Raw genomic sequence first — 17722 nt, 5'->3', positions numbered from 1 at the left:
CCCCCTTTGTTCTGTTATTTTCCGTTAATAAATCCCTAAGTTATCTACCTGTTTTTCTTCATCCTCTAGCAATATTTTTTCAACTACTTTCGAAAAGCTTTCAATTGTTGGTGTCTCGAAAATAGAACGAATAGGTAAATTTATATTTAGTAACTCATTTATTTCGGAAACAATACGCATAGCAAGTAATGAATGCCCCCCTAAACTAAAGAAATTATCTTTTTTACTGAATTGGTCAAACTCTAGGACGTTAGACCATACATCAGCAACTAATATTTCTACTTCTGTTTTCGGAGTCTCCTCTATTTGTTTACTAGCTACTGCTTGCGGTTTAGGTAAAGATTTTTTATCTACCTTTCCATTAGTGGTGATAGGTAATTCTTTCATCTGAATCATATGAGCCGGAATCATATAACTAGGCAAGATACTACTAAGCCAATCATAAATTGCCTTTGTTTCAACTTTTAAACCTTGTTCTAAAACTATATATGAAACTATTTTTTTATTTTTCGAATTATCATCATCTAGTATTACTACTGATTTATTGATTCTCGGATGTTGATTCAGTACCGCTTCAATCTCACCAAGCTCTATCCTATACCCTCTAACTTTTACCTGTGTATCCATTCTCCCTAAATACTCCAAATTCCCATCAAGTAAGAACCTTCCTAAATCACCTGTTTTAAATAGTCGTTCCCCTGGTAGAAAAGGATTATCTATAAATTTTTCTTGTGTGAGCTCTGGGCGATTAAGATAGCCCTTTGCAACTCCGTCTCCCCCAATATAGATTTCACCTGTTATTCCAGAAGGAACTAATCTTAATAATTTATCTAAAACATATATATTAGTATTATTTATAGGACGACCAATCGGGAACGATGAGGATTCCTTATAGTCGTTAGGAACTTCATAGATACAGCAACCAACAACAGTTTCGGTTGGCCCGTACTCGTTGATTAAGATGGTTTCTGGTGCATGTTCCTGCCATACTTTTATATGTTCTTGGTAAAGAGCTTCTCCCCCGATAACAATTCGCTTTGCTACCTCTTTTAACTCATTTTTGGGTAGCTGCTGGCTAAGCATTTGAAGATGAGCAGGTGTAATTTTTATTAGGCTAAAGTTTTTAGTTTTTTTCAATGCTTCGCTTAGTGAATCGAATCCTAGATCATTTGATACAAGACTGACCGTTTTACCAGCTAACAACGGTAAAAACAAACTAGTAATGGTTAAATCAAAACCAATAGGAGAGTGTACAGGAGCACCATTACCTTCCGATGTCTTGTAAGCCTCCAAAGCCCACGTTAAATAATTTACAAGTCCTTTATTCGAAATAACAACTCCTTTAGGTGTACCTGTAGAACCAGAAGTATAAATTACATAAGCATTATCCTCAGTGCCAGCTTTACAAGGTAAATTCCCTAAATTTCTTAAGTCTTGTTTCCACTCGTGCGAGTCAAGATAAATGATTTCTGCCTGATTCTCTTTTATTAAAACTGAGAGGTCACTATGACTTAATATAATTTCTAGCTTTGCATCTTTTACAATGAATTTTAGGCGTTCTAAGGGATAGCTAGGGTCAAGAGGGACATATGCTCCTCTCACCTTCAATATTGCTAATATTCCAACAACTAAATCTATTGAATGATTAAAACACACCCCCACCAAGCAATTAGGTCCTATTCCTTTATCCCTTAGATAATATGCTAGTAGGTTGGCCTTTTCATTTAATTCCCTATAGGTTATCTTGTCTTGATCATCAACAACTGCAATAACATCCGGTGTTTTTTGAACCTGTTCTTCAAATAAATTATGAACGAGTAAATTTTTCTTAATAGAGACTTTTTTACCTCTTGAGTATTTTAATATTCTCTCCTTTTCCATCTCTGACAAAATAGATATATCCTGTACTTGTTGATCAGGATTTTCAACAATACATTTTAATGCTTTCTCGAAATGGCTTAATATTAAATTAGCTGTTTCATCTGAAATTTCATCAGTTTTATACTTTATTTGTAAAGTAATATCCTTGCCTGGCTTTACTATAAATGAAACAGGGTAATTTGTTCTCTCTATTATAAAAGGATTTTGAATCTTAACATTTCCCCATTCATTTTTATTCGTTGTTTCTGGGTAGCTTTCAAATACAAATATACTATTAAACAAAGCTTGGTCATTCGGAATATCAGCCCATTCTCTAAGCTTGATTAGTGGAGTATGTTCAAATTCTCTTATCTTAAGAAATTGCTTTTGAACTTCTCTTACCCAATTTGAGAATGTTTCTGTATGTTTAATTTTCACTTTAAAAGGGAGAGTGTTAATAAACATTCCTAAAATCGATTCAGCGCCTTCAAGCTCTGCAGGTCTTCCAGAAAAAGTTGTTCCAAAAACGACTTCTTCTTCCAAACTATATCGATGTAAAAGAAGTGCCCAAATACTCTGTAGTAAGCAATTTATTGTGTAATGATTCAATCGTCCAACCTGGCGTATTTTTTCAGATAAATCAAGAGATAACTTTAGTTCTGTTTCATTATATTCGTAAGTATATTTACCGTAATTTGTTTTTTTCGCAAATTTGATATTTGTAGCCGCCTTAAAATCTTTAAGCTCATTCTCCCAGAAATTACTATCATATGACGAATCCCTCAGTTGAAGCCATTGGATAAAATCCTTGTATTGACTATTAATCCTATATCTAATAGGTGTATCATTAATTAAATTCTTATAACCTTGACCAATCTCTTCTAATAATAAAGATAGACTCCATCCATCTAACAAGAGATGGTGACGTGTAATTATTAATTGATGAATTTGTTCACCTTTTTTTATTAAAGTAAATCGAAATAAAGGTACTTCTGTAAATCCCTTTCCTCTATCTATTTCTAGATACTTTTGTAGTTTATTCTCATAGTTCTCATTAGAAAGATTAGACCAATCATGAAATTCATATGGTATTTTTATATCTGAATAAACTACCTGAACTGGCTTTTCAAGTCCCTTCCAGAAAAAATCAGTTCGTAGTGCTTGATGGCGCTTCACTACTTGTTGAATACTTTCTAATAATAGTGATACTTTTAAATTCCCATTTAGCTCGCAGGAGTATTGCACGATATATAACCCTTGTTCCGGTTCAAATTCTGAATGGAATAGAATGCCTTGCTGACAAGGAGATAGTTCATATAAAGTTTCAATATTATCCATTTTTAGACGCTCCTTTATTTGATAATATACCCATCAATTTATTCAAATCCTTTTGACTAATTTTAGCCTCTGGAAATTCTTCAGGATTAGAAAATGTTAGCTCTTTATTTTTTTTACAATAACCTATCATTTCTCTTAAATTATCTATATAATTATCGGCAAGTTTTTGAATGGTGATTTGTTGATTGATGTTACAACTATATTCCCAATTTATCTTTAATCTTTTGTCCGTCACCATAGCAAGAATATCTAAGATATAACTTCTAATCCCTCGTTCATCTATTTCTCTCCCTTTATATCTTTGATTCATCGTAAAGATAGAACTATTAAAAGTTTGATCAAATTGACCTAAATAATTGAATTTAACTTCTGCTGCTGGTAAATCTCTTAGTCTATCACTCTCATCTTGAGAATCATTTAGATATCGAAGCAACCCAAATCCGATTCCTCTGTTAGGAATAGATTGTAAATTTTCATTAACAATCTTTACCAATTCCTTTAAGTCCTGGTCTTCTCTAACTTCGTTTGCGTCTATAAAGACTGGATATATACTAGTGAACCAACCTATAGTTCTTGATAGGTCTACTTTATCAATTATTTCTTCTCGACCATGTCCCTCTAAATCTATATACAAGTTCTGATGTGCTATCTCATTTTTAAAGGTCATTAATAAGGCAGCTAAAAGTATATCGTTAATTTGGCATCCAAAGGTTTTAGGTACCAATCTCAGTAATTCTTCAGTTTCATTTTCTAATAAAGAAACGCTTATATTTCTTGCTGAAACTAGTGAATTCTCTCCAGTAGTAAAATCTCTAGGAAATGGTACTCGCTTTGGATTAAAGCTCCTCCAATATTGATAATCTTTATCCAGTTTACGTGAGACGACTAACTTTTTGAGCTCGAATGCCCATTCTTGGAACGAAGTCGTTTTATAAGGTAAATTAATTTCACTACCTGTCTTCAATTGTAGATAGAGGCTTTCTAAGTCCTCAATTAAAATTCTCCAAGACACTCCATCCATAATTAAATGGTGAATAACTATTAATAACTTATCCCCCTGTGTAGGATGTAATTTAAAATATTCGGCAGTTATTAATGGACCTTCTATTATATTTAACGATTTTTGTTTACTATTTGCTGTTTCAATTACCATTTGATTTTGAACAGGTATGGCTAAATCAGAAAAGTTATGAACTGAAAGTGGAATGTCATTAATGCCTTCATCATAATAATGTTCCCAATTCGCTGCATTATATATGAATTTTGACCGTAGGATATCATGGTGATCTACTAAATAATTAAGAGCTTTTTGTAACAATTCAATATCTAATTCCTCGTGTAAATCTAATGATAGAGACATATTGTAATGAGAAAAATTAAGTAATTTTTTTTCAAAAAATAATCGCTGTATAGGCGTCAATATATTCGTACCTATTACTTTAGTTTGCTTCTGAATTAACTCTGATAAGAAAGAAGTTTGAATATGTTTAGAGAGTTCTCTTATAGTAGGTTGGTTAAAAAGATGGTTAAAAGTAAAATACAGACCTAACTTTCTACATTTTGTTATTATCTGCATTCCCAGTATAGAATCTCCACCGAGCTCAAAGAAGTTATCATCAATTCCAATATCACTAGTTTGGAGAACTTCACCCCATACCTTTGACAGAATTTTTTCAGACTCTGTTCTAGGTTCAATATATTCTTGATCCGATATATATTCAGGTTTAGGTAAAGCCTTACGATCGAGTTTTCCGTTATGAGAAAGAGGCAATTCATCCAAAAAAACGAAACTCGATGGAATCATATACTCCGGAAGCTTCCCTTTAAGGTATTTTTTAATGTCTATTATTTTTAAATCAGATGTTTTACTCCTCGGTACTATGTATGCCACAAGACGATTATCATCCTCATTAAATTTTTGTGTTACAACAACAGCTTCATATATAGTAGGATACTGTGATAAAGCATAATCGATTTCACTAAGTTCTATACGAAAACCCCTTACTTTCACTTGAAAGTCTTTTCTTCCTAAATACTCTATGGTTCCATCCAAATGCAGACGTCCTATATCGCCGGTTTTATATAAATATGGTGACAAGCCATCATTAAATGGATTATGAACGAAAGCCTGCTTAGTTAAATCAGATTGGTTAAGATAGCCCCTTGCTAAACCAACACTACTTATATACATTTCACCAGGAACTCCAGTAGGTACAGGTATTAATTTGTTATCTAGAACATATACTTTTACATTATCAATTGATTTTCCAATAGGGATGAAACTAAGCTGTTTATCCCTTTTACTTTTCCAAGCAGTTGCTGTAACAGAAGCTTCAGTAGGTCCGTATAAATTAATTAAATCCGCTTTTATAACGTTATGAAAAGATTGTTGTAAACTGATAGATAAAGCCTCTCCTGACGAAAACACTCTTTTTAAAGAAGTGCATCTTTTTATTCCATCATGTTGCAAAAAGACTTTAAGCATCGAAGGTACAAAAACAATGGTGGTGATTTCTTTATTAATTACTAGCTCTAATAGATAATCTGTATCTTTATGACCATTTGGCTTGGCAATTATTAGTTGTGCCCCTGATATTAATGGCCAAAATATCTCTCTTATTGAGGCATCAAAACTAAAAGGTGCCTTTTGAATGACTTTATCCTCATGAGTTAATTCAAAGTTTTTTTGCATCCATGTAAGATAATTAACAATACCTTCATGTTGCACCATAACCCCTTTGGGATTTCCAGTAGAACCAGAAGTATATATCACATATATTAAGTTTTTTAGAGTGACATCATTATCTAAATTCTCACAGCTATACCTAAAACAGTTAGATTGTGAAGTAAGGCAAATTACTTGAACACCGTCTTTAATTATTCTGGCTTTAAGATGTTCTTGCGTTAAAACTATCGAAACGTTTGTTTCCTCAAGTAAATATTCTATTCTTTTTTCTGGATACGAAGGATCAATTGGCACATAGGCACCACCCGCCTTTAAAATTCCTAAAAGGCCTATGATCATTTCCAAAGATCGTTCTACATAAATGCCAACTAGTGTATCTGGGCCAATTCCTTGTTCTTTAAGAAAGTGTGCTAATTGATTTGCTCTTTCATTCAATTGTTGATACGATAGAACTTCTCCCTCAAAATCAACTGCTATATTAAAAGGAGTTGCATTTACTTGTTTTTCAAATAGCTGATGCACACAGTTATTGTCTAAAACAAACTTGTCAGGAATATTATTATTAAAAGTTGAAAATATATCTTCTTTTTTATTTAATAATTGAATGCCAGAAACATTTTGTTCAGGGTTATTTGAAACATCTTCTAAAATATCTAAATATTGCATCTTTATACTCTCAATAATTCTTTCATCAAACATCTCTGCATTATAATAAAGCTGAACAGTTATCCGTCCTTCCTCCGATGATAAACCAAACAAAATCTCAAAATATTCACTCTCTTTATTGTGTATGGGATTAATTGCGTGACTAAACTTTATTTTCTTGTATTGATTATGGGTCTCTGAAAAATGCTCATTAAAAAGCTCATTTGAATCTATTTGACTATGTTGCATTATTTCACATTGTTTTTTCTCTATTAATGACAAGAATTCCAAAAAAGATAAATCTTCATTTACTTCTATTCGAAGTATTAAGGGTGATAGGGTTGATTCAATTACTATACATTCCTGATTACTTTTGCGACAAAGTAGAATTACATAAGATGATAGTAAAATATGATCCATTTTAGTTTGATATTTATCTGACATGTTCAACAGACTTTGAAGTATATTTTCAGGTATATTAAATGTAAGGCTATCTTTTGGTTCATTAAAAAACACTTCTTGTTCAGGTAATTTTTTTCCTGGTGAAACACCCTCTAATTGTCCTCTCCAAAACTCTTTATTTTCTTGTTTTATTGGGGCTTCTGATGTTCCTCTTCCATTTAGATTACTCATCATTCTATATCTCCTCATTTTATTTATAGTGAAAATAATTTTAAGGGAAACTAAGCTTTAGAGTTCTTGAATAAAAACAGGCTCTTCATAAAACCTCAGACTATTTGACCATCTGCTAATAAGCATATCCCAATCTCTATCGAGAGGTTCCGCTTTCTTTAGAAGTTCTATGGGAATATTTAAGTTGAGAATTCTCCCGCTTAATATACATCTAGTAACACCTGGTGGTAAAAGAAGGTTCTCTAGACCAACAGTCTTCATAAAATTTATGTCTACTTTTGGAAAGCTTACAACGACCATATTATCGTTTTGTAAATTTAGGTTGTTTAAGGATTTTAGCCTTTGAACCTCACAATCTTTGCTATATGACTCTACTACTAAGTTCCATAATTCTATTTTTTTCTTTAATGAGATATCTTTTTTATCCCCATATATATTCTCTTGCTTATTTTTGCTAAAGTACAGTTTAGCAATAGATTGTCTATCTTCACTTTCATTGCCGAATTTTAATTTCAAACTTTCTTTTAATCTCTGAATCCAGTCACCTAAAGGCACTAAGTGATACCATGTCTCAACTTTTAAAGAGTCAAGATTTTCAGTAGATACAACTTGAGCTAATATATTTTTACAACCTAGTTCTTTCAAAGCTGATGTTCTGTGCGCCCCATCTAAAATCAAATACTTCCCATTATCGATATATAAAGCCAATGGTGGATTTTTTAGAACTCCATCCATTTCGAGTGATGAACGTATATTTTCTATATGACGATGATTGTATTTTTCATGGAAGCAGATATTCTCAACTGGAATGAATTTAAGCGTTTTTAAAATATTCTCTGGTATTGTGTTAACAGGCATTTCCACTTGCCCCTTTCATCATTGTAGGTAAACTAAAAATATGTAACAGCAGCACATAATAAACGTTTATATGATTATTCAATAAAAACTTTTATTAGTTTCCAACTTGTAGTAGAAAATAATTTTACTCAAAGATAAAGCGTACTTTTTGATTAAATAAAATTTTCTGAAATATTATTTTGTAATGTGTTTTTTACAAATCAGTTAGTATAAGAATAGTTGCAGAATTTAAAATTAGCTTATATCAGATAACAATCACCTTCCAATACCAAGATAACTAACCATATAATGGATAAAAATCAATTTTTATCTATTTTTTCATATTTAACATAAAAATTCAACTAATTTAAATTATTAAGATTTATTCCGATCGATATTCTGTATATTCAGTTAATTAAAGACATAGTGTGTACAATAAAAATTTACTACATTAGAAAATTTTTATAAAATTAAAAGAGAAGTAAAGTTGAACGATAAAAAATCCGACATCAATTCCATATTTATAGAAAAAATGTCGAATTTCCCTTAATATTAAATCTGATTTTGCTTTATAAACCCAGTTCTTTTTAAAGTGCCGGTGAATACTCCCTGTAACTCCATGCCTATTAAGCCCAAGGACGTATGAAAGAAATTATTTTAAAAGAATTTCTTTTTAGCTGTCGGAATTAATTTGCTCTTGTTTATTAAAATTCTCCCTAAAGTAGAACCCTTCACAATCTCACTATACTTAGGGCTTCCTTATACGGAGAAGTCAGTTAAACTACTGTAAATTCTGCCGCTTTTCTAAAGTTATTGTTCTGTTAATCTGGCCATTTCATGAAAAAAGCTATTCCTAATTCGGAGATGCACCCGTTTCTAGGAGATTAGTTTCAACTTGCAGCACAGTTTTGAGGTATAATTTTAAGGCTTTTATCTGTCCCTCTGTGTCAGCTTCTTTTTTTCCAGCAAGATTTGCCTCCAATAAGATGCCATCAGTAACATTTATCATAAAGGTGGCAATTGTACTAAGGGGCTGTTTTGGATAAAATTCCCCTGTGTCTACTCCTTTTTGAAGCACTTTGATATAGTTCTCCCTTGCACGATTGAAACGTGTAAGTAAATACGGAATACGTTCCATTCCTTCGCTACGCCATCCTGTGACGAAATATTCATAAGTAACTGCACCAATTTTATTAAATGAATCTTTATTGTACTCATCTAAAATAGACTCTATAGTTTCCCAAACAGTTTGATTACCTTGAATAAGATTATGAATTTTCTTTTCAAACTGTTCTTCCCTTTCATTCAGGATGCCCTTAAACATCTCTTCTGTGCTAGAAAAATATTGATATACTCCACCTCGACTCATCCCAGATACTTTAACAACGTCTTTCATAGTTGTAGGTTCGAAACCCTTTTGACAGAACACAGTTTCTGCAGCCTTCAATATTTCACGCTTGCGTTTTTCTTTATACTGTTTCGACACTTTAGGTGATATTCCGAACCTTCTTTCAATAGGAGATTTAATTATGATTGTTAGCAAGCTGACTGCAATAATAGATGTGCCTGACACAATAAATGTCGTAACAACACCAAACATTTCGGAAAGAATTCCACCTGAAACCATTCCAATCAATGTCCCAAGTGTAGTCATACTGTTAATCATTCCGAAGACACGGCCAGTTTTATCTACTGGAGTACTTTTTTGTGCAATAATGTTTAAAGGTATAATCGCCGATCCAAAAGAAAAACCAGTTAGAAAAAATAGAATGGGATATGCAATTAAAAGAAGTGTAGGAGAAAGTTGAGACATAAGAGCAAGCGCTGCAAGTGAAATTCCAAGTCCTAAAGAACCGAAAAACATACAACCTAGTGTCGAACGAATATGTTTTTTTGTATATATAGCTGACGCTATAAACATACCACCGCCACTAGCGGCCATACAATATCCTGCAACAGTTACAGGGTCTTTAAAGATCCCCCTTAAAAGGACCATGAATTGAGTATCGGCGATTTGTAAAACGAGAAGCAACAATGTGGTAATAATTAAACTAACTAAAATGACAGGAATTGTTTTTAGGAAAGAGAATCCTTCTTTCAGTTCTACTAGGAAATTAGAAATGATTTTCAGTTTTTGCTTTTCGTTTTCTTCAACTCTAATATTTCGATGGTGCTTTGGAACACCAAGTAAAAAGAGCGCTGACAAAGCAAAAGTAAGAGCATCGATATAAAATGCCAATTGGATGCCTGCAGTAGCAACAAACATTCCGCTAAGTACTGGACCAATAATTTTTGCACCGTTATCAATCATCCCACTTATTCCCATAGCAGTCTGAATTTGATCGTCATCTACAATCTCTTTTAATTTTCCATTTTTTGCAGGAATAAATAATGCTACAAACGAACTTTTTAAAAATATCAAAACATATATTTGCCATAGTTGGGTTGAAAATGCAACTCCAAGAACAAGGACCAAACAGAATAGATCGGAAATCAACATAATTAAGCGTCGTTCAAAGCGATCACTTAGCACCCCGCTAAAAGGACCAAACAGAACCATAGGACTAACAAACACTAGCATAACTCCAGATACTGCTATTGGTGAAGCGTTCCACTTTACAGCAACCAAAGTAATTACAGCTAAAATATCCAGCCAATTCCCAATAGCTGAAATGCTTTGGGAAGCAATCAAATACAAGTAAGCCTTATTTTTATACAGACGTTTTGAATCAGAACCACCATTCATCCTTTTTCCTCCGGTATTAGAAAAAATAGTAAAATCAACAACTCTGTCATTATTATAAAATGACAGAGTTGTCAGTTTCAAGAACTTAATATACTGAATGGGAATAATTTTACATTTCATCTATAAATACTTATTCATTACAGACAGCTCTTTTCAAATTTTATATATTTTTATTTTTAAATTTATTCCCGGCCCGTCCATTATCCGATAAAACTCAACATCACCTTTCCAGACTTTCTCTTTTGCATAGATTAAGAACGCTTTTACAAATACCGTTTTTTCGTTTCTTACACCATTAGATGCTATTTCCTAATTGGTTATTAACGATACTACGACACTTTATAATCATGATTACTGAATATCACTTAACTCTTTTAAATGTATACTAAGAATGACAATGGCCGTTTTAGGTGTAATATAATTATTAATTCGCCATCAACATAACCATTACCACATATACTATAATTACCTTAAATAGTTTTATATTCACAAATCGTTATAACATTGTTGTAAACGTTATATGTAATACTAGAAGCCAAGATGCACTAAGCTTCTTGGCTTCTAATATTACATATTCTTCTTTAAACACACTAAAAACTCAATCATGCCATTTTCTATTTTGGCTGTTGCACTTCCACCTAATTTTTCTGCTAGCAGCCTGACAATAGATAGTCCTAGACCCGTGTTTTTACGTCTGGAATTGTCTGTTGTATAAAATCGATCAAAGAGCTGGTTAGGATTTAGTTGAATATTTTCGTCAATCGGATTTTGAAAACAGATATATGCATGTTCTTCTTCTAACCACATCTTGATTGTTACATCACCTTGCGCATGCATGATGCAATTTCGTACTAAGTTTTGCACAATGCGTAAAAGCATTTCTTCATCTGAGTTAATAATGAGCGGTTCAAAATTAGGTAAGTTGACGGCTATTCCTTTTTGTTCAAATTGTGCAAAGGTACCAGCAATCTCTTCAAATACTATCTTTGATATATTAATACGATCCTTTTTGGGTTGATCTTCATTACTATGCAAATAGGAATATTCAAAAAATGTTGCTAATAATTGCTCTAGTCTTCCAACATGTTTTTGTGCGACTTCAAGCTTTGCAAGCTGCTTTTCTGTTAAGGGTTCTTTTAAAATCATTTGTTGATAGCCCTTTATCGCAGTTAGTGGCGTACGAAAATCATGAGAAATGTTTGAAATCATTTCCTTGTAGTATTTTTCTTCCCGTTTAATATACGACCTTGATTTCTGCGATTCTATCAATATGCGATTTATATTTGCCACTAGTTGATTGATCTCTTTGTTTAATAGCTCTACACTAATTGGCTGCGTATATTGCTCATTTAGACGTTGTGACAATTGTATGTTCATCAATTGTATTTGTCTTTGTATATAAAAAATATAAAACAGTAATCCTACAATGACTACAATTGCCACAATCCACATTCCCTACATCCCCTTACTTGATTTCTGCTTTTCTAAATGTCATAAATGTTAAAAATATAATTGCTACTATAAAGATGACACAAATGGATACGGCCGAAATTATATCACCTTTACTCATGCCTAAATTAATCGTAAGATACTCCGCTGAATACGGTGTGAAGGATAATACTTTATCTATCATCTCAAATGAATCCTGAAAACTAGCGACCTGCCCAAAGAACATGGACATCATGTAATACGCAGCTACTACAAGTACCGATTTTCTTAAGGCAAACGCCAGTAAAATACAAATCGTTAACTGGGCAAGATAAACCATTGTCATGGTGATCATTATTGTTACGTATTCGCCAAAGCTACCACCAGTAGTCGAAGTTAGAATGCTTAAAAAACCTGCTGCTTTCCCGCTCATACTAAACGCGCTGTCCATTGATAAGCCAATTATTGTCACGATGATAAACGGGCTTACAAGAACAATAAGTAATATCCAGAAAACAATCGCTTTACTTATAACAATTTGTATTCTTGCAAAGCCACTAATAATTGGATGATGAATATTTTTTGTATCAAAATCTGAACAAATAAGTATAGTGGCAAGTACTGCGCCTACTATTGACATCGTATTCATATCAGATAGTAAAAAACCAACGTTGCTGACACTTTCATTTATTGAGTTATTGCCAATCCCATAGGCAATACTAAACATCGCTGTTGCAGAACATGTGGTAAGAGCCAATAAGACCCAAAATATTTTGGATTTAGTCGTTTTATAGAGGTAGGCACGTACTAAATTAAACATCGTGCTCACCTCCAATTAACGTAAGGAAGTAGTTCTCTAATGTATCACCTTGTAGACTAAATTCTGTAAGTGTTACCCCATTTTCAAACAAGGCGGTTGATACGTCCCCAAGATCCTCTAAGAAATCATACAATTTAATCGTTCTATTTGGCATGACTTGAAAATTTTGTGTTTTAAGAATTGTTTCTAATACATGTGCACATTGTTCGGGGGCTGTACATCCAATGCGAATATAATGTCTACATTCTTCGTCGAGCTGTTGTTGCGTCATTTGTTTCATAATTTTCCCTTTATGAATAATGATATAATCAGTTGTTGTTTGATAAAGTTCAGGTAAATTATGACTCGAAATTAAAATCGTCATCTGTCGTTCTTCGCAAAGACGTGTTAAAAGCTGACGAATTTCAACAACACCTATAGGATCTAACCCATTCACTGGCTCATCTAAAATCAATAGCTCTGGGTTAGTTAATAACGCAATAGCAATCCCTAAACGTTGTTTCATACCTAGTGAAAAATGCTTAGCCTTCTTATTGTTGGTACTCGTCAATCCAACCAATTGCAGTATTTCATCCTCTAGTTCCTCATTTGGAATCCCCCGCATTAAACGATGATATTTAAGGTTACCTTTTGCAGTCATATCAGGGCTTATCGCTGGCTGTTCAATCATGCTTGCAATACGTTTTCGTTGTTGCTGTATTTCCTTGTCAGATGATTTTCCAAATAACTCAAATGAACCTTCTGTTTGAAAACTAATCCCTGAAATAATCTTCATTAAAGTTGATTTTCCCGCACCATTTTCACCAATAAGCCCATAAATACGTCCTTCTTTTAATTCGATTGATACGTCGTGAAGTACTTTATGCTTTTTATATCTTTTCGTTAATTGATTCGTTTTTAATATGGTTTCTCCCATACTAAGCACCTCCCTTTCATATTCATAGATTACTCATGAAAGGTATAGATAAAGTAAAGATGGCGTATAGATTACGGATAATTTATGGACGTAAACGATAACCAAGCCCTCGAAGCGTCTCTATATAATCCGCTTGAGGATTTTTTGTCTTTAATTTATGTCGAAGATTACTAATATGGATTTTAATAATATGTTCATCTCCTAAATATTCTTCCTGCCAAATGGATTCATATAAATTTGCTTTCGTAAATACTTTCTCTTGGTTTGTCATAAACAATTCGAGCAATAAATATTCCTTTGCAGTTAGCAAGACCTCTTCACCACTCACTTTAACTCGCTTTGCGACATCATCCAGTACTATATCCTTGTATTGCAGTTGCTTCAAAGGTGTAGCTTGTTTTTTAACACGACGTAATATCGATTCAATACGGGCAAGTACCTCCCCAAGGTCAAAAGGTTTCGTAATATAATCATCCGCTCCTAAACGAAGCAAATCGATTTTTGTAGACACTAAATCTTTTGCTGAAATCATAACAACTGGTACATCCGAATTAGCGCGAATTTCTTTTAGTAATTCATCCCCACTTTTATAGGGAAGCATAATATCAAGAAGCACTATATCAAACTCATGTTGCAGAAATGCCCGGTGACCTTCTATACCATCCATCACACTTGTTACCTGATAATCCGCTTGTTCAAACAATTCGGTTAACATTGCATTTACATCCTCATGATCCTCAACCAATAATATTCTCAATACAATCACACCTTTGTTAAAATATCCCTATTGATATTATACGAAACTTTATGTCGTTCAACATTAAATATTTAATAGCTATCACCATAACGGAATTCAACTTACATGGCATAGGTTTTACTAACGACTTCCCTACTTTTAATATGAACCATTAATATAGCTATGAAATCGATAAGTAATTCTCGGAATGGTTGACTATGATTTTACAAATAATCCCTCGTCTGAAATAAACTTAATAGCTCTTCTGGAATTTTTACTGAATCCTTATAAAAAAGATATACAGGAACACTTGGCAAAGCTAATTCATCGAAAGGAATGATATTAAACCTCCCTTCCATGCGCTCTTTTCTCACTATCATCCGTGGCAAAAATGACATGCCTAATCCATCTTTTATTAAGCGCTTTACCACATAGGATTGGGATATGGATACTTGCTTGGTCACTACATATTTTTCCTGAAGTTTATGTAATAAATCATCCCAAATAGTTGGATGATGATGTGTAAATAAAGTGTAGGTTTGAAATAATTCCTCATAATCAATATAAGCTCCCGTCTCATCATCAAAAGCATCCAAGGGAATAACCAATTCTAGAGGACTCTCTACAAGGAGCTCTTGATGCCAATGACGATAACGTGTTGGCAATAAAGAAATACCAATATGCGCCTTATCACTATTTATTAAATCCTCAATTTTTGCTGAATCCTCTACTAGAATAGATATTTCAATGGTTGGATTATCATTGATAAACTGATAGATAACATGGGGCAATATCGTTTCCACCATTAAAGGGGTCATTGCAATAATTAGCTTTTCTTCGATTCCCTTTGTTGCTAACTGAAAACGTTCAATGCTTTTATCCCATTGATAGATGATTTGCTGAGCCTCCATTAGAAAAAGCTGCCCTGCCTCTGTCAATTGCACACAATTTTTTTCACGTTTGAATAATTTTACATTCAAAAATTGTTCTAATTGATGAATATGAACTGTGATACTTGGCTAAGATCAATTTCGCCTTGGCGAAATTGCGTCCGGATTTTGAATTGTGCCAGCACAATTCTTTCCTTTGAAAATCCGTGACATCCGCCGGAGGCTTTATCTTCATCCAGTAGGTCTTTGACACCCACTGAAAGGGAACCACATCTGCATTCATCTATCCACCATTAAAGGTAGGGGTCTTCAACTGAAGGAAGATAAATGTAACTCTTCTGCTGCCACTCGAAAATTACAGGATTTAGCGGCTACAACAAAAGACTGTATCCATTTATAATCCAAACTCTCACCTCTTTAATTAATATTTCTAATCAACTTCATTAACTATATTTAATTTACTAAATTATCCAATAATAATAAACTCAAAAGTAGATCGATCACTTTTATACAAAGGGGAGAATCGTATGTTAGCTAAATTAAGTAAACAATTTCGTACTTTTGCAAAAGATGAATGTGAAAACTCAAGTCCACTGTATGAGCATTTAGCCAATAAGATTGCCGCTGATGAAGAAGTATTAAAAATTGCCGCATTTATACCTCAAGGACAACCTGTACCTAATTTATTATTAGCTGGGGTTCAATATTTGCTATCATCATCAAAAGACGATTTAGTTAATTTTTATCCATCCTTAACGACAACACCCAAATCTATAAATGAAGTGTATCCCGTTTTTAAATCATTCTTCTTATCCCATTCAGAAGAGTTGAAGACTTTATTTCAAGAAAAACTTGTTCAGACAAATGAAATTCGCCGTTGTTCTTACCTTTATCCGATGATGACAGAAATTTATGAACGCCATCAAAAACCATTAGCTTTAATAGAAATCGGGGCAAGTGCAGGACTTCAACTTGGGATGGATCGATATAATTATTGCTATAATCAACAGCTTCATATAAACAATTCAAATAGCGCTTTCGTTTTGCCCTCAGAAAATCAAGGGGAACGGCTTCCAGCTTCCATTTCAAATACTCCAGTTGTTTGTAAAAGAGTTGGTATCGATTTAAATCCTATTGATATTCAGACTGGGGAAGAGCTTCTATGGCTCCAAGCATTAATTTGGCCAGAGCATGAAGAACGTAGACTTTTATTAAATCAAGCACTCCCTATTTTAAAAGAACTCGATTTAGAGCTGATAAAAGGAGATGCTATTAAACTTATAAAAGAAATTAGTAGAGATATTAATCAAGACGCGATGTTAGTTGTTTATCATACACATGTGGCCAATCAAATCCCCATGGAATTACGCCTTGAACTAATTGAACAATTGAAAGAGATCAGTCTGGAACGACCTCTCTACCATTGCTATAACAATTTATTTGATATGCAACTGCATCAAGATTTTATTGATCAAGGACAAATAGAATCTATTCGTATAATGGAGCGCCCTGATGGTCATGCTCGATGGTTCAAGTGGTCGAACAATAAATAAAAAACATGAAAAACGCTGCGTAAGATTTCCCTCTTACGCAGCGCCCATTATTTAAATTAGTAATCTCTAAAAATCATATTCTGCATCTTTTTTAGCACGAATTTCTGCAAACGCATCAGCTACCATCACCGTATCTTCAGCTAAACGGTCAAGGCGAAACAGAACATCATCATTCACAATTTCCTTCCGTAAAAAATCCTTTTCTTCTATAAAAACATATGTTGGAACGATGTGGGCCTTCATGTAAGCGAGAATTGGTTTTAACTGCTGCTCAATCATTAAATAGTGCTTCGATGTACCAGCTGTGACAACCGTACTTACCACTTTATCGCGAAAGGCATTAACAGGTAGTAAGTCAAAAATATTTTTCAGTGTTGCCGGAATCGAAGCCTGAAATGTGGGCGTTCCAATGACAATCGCATCTGCAGCCATAATTGTTTCCGTCACATATTTTGTATCCCCATCATATTCAAAATAATTTCGTCCATCACTAAATTCCATCTTGAACTCAGCAAGATCTAGTAACGTAACTTCATGCTCTGGATATTTATTTTGTAAAATTTCAACTACTTTACTGATGGCTGTTTTTGTTTTTGAGCCAACAATTGAACCAGCTAGTGCAACAATTTTCATG

Annotated in this window: 11 protein-coding genes; 1 reads left to right on the top strand and 10 read right to left on the bottom strand. The window is 33.4% G+C overall.

The window, feature by feature from the left end; all coding sequences use genetic code 11:
• Positions 1–24: 24 nt before the first annotated feature.
• From ACFVT8_RS04160 to ACFVT8_RS04120, 9 genes are all read right to left on the bottom strand, one after another.
• Positions 25–3198, bottom strand: a complete 3174-nt coding sequence (locus ACFVT8_RS04160; RefSeq protein ID WP_387081822.1) for a non-ribosomal peptide synthetase — start codon at positions 3196–3198, stop codon at positions 25–27.
• Positions 3191–7165, bottom strand: coding sequence for an amino acid adenylation domain-containing protein (locus tag ACFVT8_RS04155; protein WP_387081823.1), 3975 nt, complete (start codon positions 7163–7165; stop codon positions 3191–3193). The genes ACFVT8_RS04160 and ACFVT8_RS04155 overlap by 8 nt, the downstream gene beginning before the upstream one ends.
• A 54-nt stretch (positions 7166–7219) precedes the next feature.
• On the bottom strand, positions 7220–8020 hold the full coding sequence (locus tag ACFVT8_RS04150) for a ParB N-terminal domain-containing protein (RefSeq protein ID WP_387081824.1): 801 nt from the start codon (positions 8018–8020) through the stop codon (positions 7220–7222).
• 832 nt (positions 8021–8852) lie between these two features.
• Positions 8853–10745 carry an MFS transporter gene (locus tag ACFVT8_RS04145; protein ID WP_387081825.1) on the bottom strand — a complete coding sequence of 631 codons (1893 nt, stop codon included), beginning with the start codon at positions 10743–10745 and terminating at the stop codon, positions 8853–8855.
• A gap of 567 nt (positions 10746–11312) precedes the next feature.
• Positions 11313–12197 carry a sensor histidine kinase gene (locus ACFVT8_RS04140; protein ID WP_387081826.1) on the bottom strand — a complete coding sequence of 295 codons (885 nt, stop codon included), beginning with the start codon at positions 12195–12197 and terminating at the stop codon, positions 11313–11315.
• Between the two features lie 13 nt (positions 12198–12210).
• Positions 12211–12993, bottom strand: a complete 783-nt coding sequence (locus tag ACFVT8_RS04135; RefSeq protein ID WP_387081827.1) for a hypothetical protein — start codon at positions 12991–12993, stop codon at positions 12211–12213.
• Complete coding sequence (locus ACFVT8_RS04130) at positions 12986–13909, bottom strand: ABC transporter ATP-binding protein (RefSeq protein WP_387081828.1); 924 nt, start codon at positions 13907–13909, stop codon at positions 12986–12988. Before ACFVT8_RS04130 ends, ACFVT8_RS04135 begins: the two co-directional genes overlap by 8 nt.
• 82 nt (positions 13910–13991) lie before the next feature.
• Positions 13992–14666, bottom strand: a complete 675-nt coding sequence (locus tag ACFVT8_RS04125) for a response regulator transcription factor (protein ID WP_387081829.1) — start codon at positions 14664–14666, stop codon at positions 13992–13994.
• 203 nt (positions 14667–14869) lie between these two features.
• Positions 14870–15658, bottom strand: coding sequence for a LysR family transcriptional regulator (locus ACFVT8_RS04120; RefSeq protein WP_387082538.1), 789 nt, complete (start codon positions 15656–15658; stop codon positions 14870–14872).
• 404 nt (positions 15659–16062) lie between these two features.
• Here ACFVT8_RS04120 and ACFVT8_RS04115 point away from each other — a divergent pair, with 404 nt between their 5' ends.
• The gene (locus tag ACFVT8_RS04115) at positions 16063–17088 is read left to right on the top strand and encodes a DUF2332 domain-containing protein (protein WP_387081830.1); all 1026 of its coding nucleotides are present in this window, start codon (positions 16063–16065) and stop codon (positions 17086–17088) included.
• A 66-nt stretch (positions 17089–17154) separates the two neighbouring features.
• On the opposite strand, the gene ACFVT8_RS04110 is transcribed toward ACFVT8_RS04115, so the two are convergent.
• The gene (locus ACFVT8_RS04110) at positions 17155–17721 is read right to left on the bottom strand and encodes an NADPH-dependent FMN reductase (protein ID WP_387081831.1); all 567 of its coding nucleotides are present in this window, start codon (positions 17719–17721) and stop codon (positions 17155–17157) included.
• Position 17722: the final 1 nt, after the last annotated feature.

The organism is Lysinibacillus sp. NPDC058147 (genome assembly GCF_042884205.1).
Taxonomy (GTDB): domain Bacteria; phylum Bacillota; class Bacilli; order Bacillales_A; family Planococcaceae; genus Lysinibacillus.
The sequence above is the reverse complement of the archived record's forward strand: the minus strand, read 5'-3'. Positions and strand labels throughout refer to the sequence as shown.